This window comes from Gordonibacter sp. (genome assembly GCF_036667095.1).
Taxonomy (GTDB): Bacteria; Actinomycetota; Coriobacteriia; order Coriobacteriales; family Eggerthellaceae; genus Gordonibacter.
The window spans coordinates 1-3,460 of the sequence record NZ_JAVWUP010000237.1; the positions used below are offsets into that span (position 1 = coordinate 1).

3 protein-coding genes are annotated in these 3,460 nt (G+C 56.0%); 2 read left to right on the forward strand and 1 reads right to left on the reverse strand.

Annotated elements, in window-relative coordinates; translation table 11 throughout:
* Positions 1-608 (reverse strand): DMT family transporter (locus RR842_RS12995; protein ID WP_332730026.1); only part of this gene is annotated, 608 nt, incomplete at its 3' end.
* A 536-nt stretch (positions 609-1,144) separates the two neighbouring features.
* Between RR842_RS12995 and istA the strand changes: the two genes are divergently transcribed.
* Both istA and RR842_RS13005 read left to right on the forward strand, forming a co-directional pair.
* Positions 1,145-2,395, forward strand: coding sequence for an IS21 family transposase (gene istA / locus RR842_RS13000; protein ID WP_332730028.1), 1,251 nt, complete (start codon positions 1,145-1,147; stop codon positions 2,393-2,395).
* Positions 2,392-3,243, forward strand: a complete 852-nt coding sequence (locus tag RR842_RS13005; RefSeq protein WP_332730030.1) for an ATP-binding protein — start codon at positions 2,392-2,394, stop codon at positions 3,241-3,243. The genes istA and RR842_RS13005 overlap by 4 nt, the downstream gene beginning before the upstream one ends.
* Positions 3,244-3,460: the final 217 nt, after the last annotated feature.

The following is a 3,460-nucleotide window of genomic DNA, read 5'->3' on the forward strand; positions in this document are numbered from 1 at the left end:
ATGGTTGAGGTGGTCTGACGAATAAGGAGCGCATGTTCGTCATCCACATCTACACTACGCATGCCATACGAGATGATAACCGCCTCACACCCCCACCCAATAACACAGACCAACGCTCCACCTACTCCGACAAACCAGTTGCCCGGTATGCCTTCAGCAGGCGTATAGCCCAGCACCGCCACGCCGATGAGACAGACAAACAAGCCTACCCATTGATAGGGTCGCATTTTTTCCTTGAGAATAAGATACGAGAGAAAAGCGCCGACCGCAGGGAAAAAGGCAGAGATGGCTGCCGTATAGGGCGCACCAATGTTGTTGATAGCTGTCATATACCCCGTCATACCAACAGGTCCACCAAGAAGCGCAGCAAGAATGACGTACTTGCCGCTACGCGTTTTGAGCGCCTTCCAGGCGCCCCGCAGCTTGCGACGCAGTGCCATGTAGATAAACATATACGTCGTCGAGCAAAGATCGTGAAGGAAGGTACTGATGAACGCCGCCAATGCGATAGCTGTTTCTGTAGCAAAAAACGAACTACACGAAAGGGCAATGCTCAAAATGACCGTGTCGAAAGCCCATGTTATTGCCGCACCAAAACCGTACCTCATGATATCTTCTTTCTCATCATCAGAGCTTTTACCGCACACCTTTGAGAGCGTGGCGCAAAATCAGTACTTCGGTAAAACAGTCACCACTCCCTGTGAGCTGTGACTTATTTTAATAACGTTGTTCAATTTTGTAAATATTTACTAGTTTTTGAACACGAGGTGCCCACAAATGGCAGGATTGCTCTTTACGCCGTGATCTTTCTTAAAAAGCCTTAGAACGACCTACTGCCTTGTTAGCATGCCTCTTCAAAAGCCGTCCTCACACTCGCAAAGCAGAACAATATCAGCTTGTAACACCCACCAAGAAAAGGAGGTCATAAGATAAAAATACTCGCGATCGTAATTGATCGTGTTAGCGTCGGGTGATATTAGCCACCAACAGTCGGATTAAATTAGCCGATTTCAGTCAGAGATAAACAGCCATTGCGTCCCCATAAACCTACACTGGTATACGCCAATACGCCAGCGTTAGGAGGATTATGAATGACAACGAACGCAATGGCCTTCAAGCGATTATAGACGCTGTCTTGAAAGAGATGGCCGAGGAGTCGGGAGACGTATTCGACCCGTCGAAGGTCAACCTCGCCGAATTCTCAAGAAAGACAGGCCTGTCGCGATCGAAGGCCAGAACCTTGCAGGACAAGGGCTTTAAAGCGGCTCCGCACGGCCGGTGCGGGAAGAAGGCGGAGACCACCGTGCTCACGGGGTTTACAGGCGTGTTGGACGACCTGCTTCGGCGTAGCGTCACCAACTCCGAGGTCTGCTTCGAACGCATCGCCGAGCAGGGCTACAAAGGCGGCCTTACCAGCGTGAAGACCTACATCAAAGACCACGCCGACCTGGTGCCTGCCAAGCGGAGGCTGGTGGAGCCACAAGGCAGCCGCGGGAGGCGCTTTCAGACCGGGCCTGGCGAGTCCTACCAGATGGACTGGGGCTTCGTCGAGGTTGAGGACTGGCGGGGCCGTACCTATAAGATTGCCTGCTTCGCGATGATATGCCATCACTGTGGCACCTGTTACATCGAATTCTTCCCCAATGCCCGTCAGGAAAACCTGTTTATCGGCATGGTTCATGCATTCATGCTGATGGGTGTGCCCGACCACGTCTTGACCGACAACATGAAAAGCGTCGTCATCCGCCGCGACTTTGAGGGACGCCCCGTCTGGCAGGCCGATTACGCCGCCTTCATGGCCTGCGTCGGCTTCAAGACCAGGCTCTGCAAGCCTCGCCACCCGTTTACCAAGGGGAAGGTCGAGCGCCTGGTGCGGTTCGTAAAAGGGAACTTCCTCGCCGGGCGCACGTTCGCCGACGTCACGCAGTTGAACGCCGATGCGCTGGCCTGGTGCGTCGCGCAAGGTTCGCGCTATCGGCGTGCCGTCGACTGCATTCCCGCGGACAAGCATGCGAATTCCTGCCTTCCCGCCGCCCATGTCGTCGCCATCGCCGATGACGTCGCATGCTACCTGTGCCCGCGCCGCAAGATCAGCTTCGACGGGTTCGTCAGCTATGAAGGTCGGCGGTTCGGGGTCCCGTACTGGTATGCGGGCAAGACCTGCCGCATCAGCCGCGAAGGCTCCGTCCTGCACGTTTACTCTGAGGACCTGTCGCAAGAGCTTGCCGCCCATGCCGTCACCTGGGGCCGTCGCGACAGCTTCTGTTCGGATCAATATGCAGACATCCAGCCATGCGAGTTGCCGACCGCACCCGTAAAGACGACGATCGCGCAACTCGAGCCGCCGAAAGTCAAATCGGCCTTTGAGAAGTTCGACTTCGAAGGGATGCTATGATGGCCGAGATCGAAAACGGCGCCGTCTTCGATCCTGCCGCCGGCGAACCTGCCCCACGCCGAAGCATCTACGATCTCGTTAAAACCCGCGCCGACGAGCTGGCCGTCAGCTTGACGGCGGAAGAGCTGGCCGCGTTGGCAGAAAGGTCGGACATGGGAGAGTCGGAGCTTCAGGCCGTGGCCTCGGTGTTCGAGTATCTGGCGGAAAAGCATCACGAGACCACGATAGCGACCATGCTCAAGATGAGCCGCCTGCCCCGCAAGGAGCCCAAGACCTTCGGGAACTTCGACTACGGCCGCATCCAGGGTCGCGATGCGGGGGCGCTCAGGAAGCTGTCGGCGCTGTCGAACCTGCACGCGCGCAAGAACATCGCGCTCATCGGCCCCCATGGCGTCGGAAAAACGCACCTTGCCCAAGCCTACGGCCGGGAGTGCTGCCAGCAAAGCTTCAAAGCCTACTTCCTGAAGGCCTCCGAACTCAGAGACAAGCTGAGCAAGGCGGCGAAGAGCCCGAACCCCGGCAAGACCGTGAGCTCGCTGGTAAAGCCGTCGTGCCTCATCGTCGACGAAGTGGGCCGCTGCACCTTCGATAAGGCGTGCACGGATCTTTTCTTCGACATCATTGACCGCCGTTATGAAAAGGAATGCCCGAACACCCTCATCCTCACGAGCAATTATCCCGTGGTCAACTGGAGCGAGTTCTTTACGGGTGACGAAACGCTTCTTTGCATGCTCGACCGCATCTTCGATAAAGCCACGGTGTTCATGATGAGGGGCCCGAGCTACCGCGGCGCCGGGCTTGATACCTACTCTGTCGAGGCGGTTCCCAATGCGGTAAAGCTTAAGTAAATCTGTCGGGCGGGCATGGCTAATTGCTGGTGTATTGGCGATTATTATTTGACTGGAATTGGCTATTCTCGCCCGACTCTCGGAGGCTATTTATCCCCGACGTTAACAGCCCACTCGGCGACGTTCTGCGTTGTTGCTGAGTCGAGCATGCCAAGACCCCTTTTTTGTACTAGAATAGTGAGCATGCGTACCAAAAGGCCCCATATACGCCAATCGC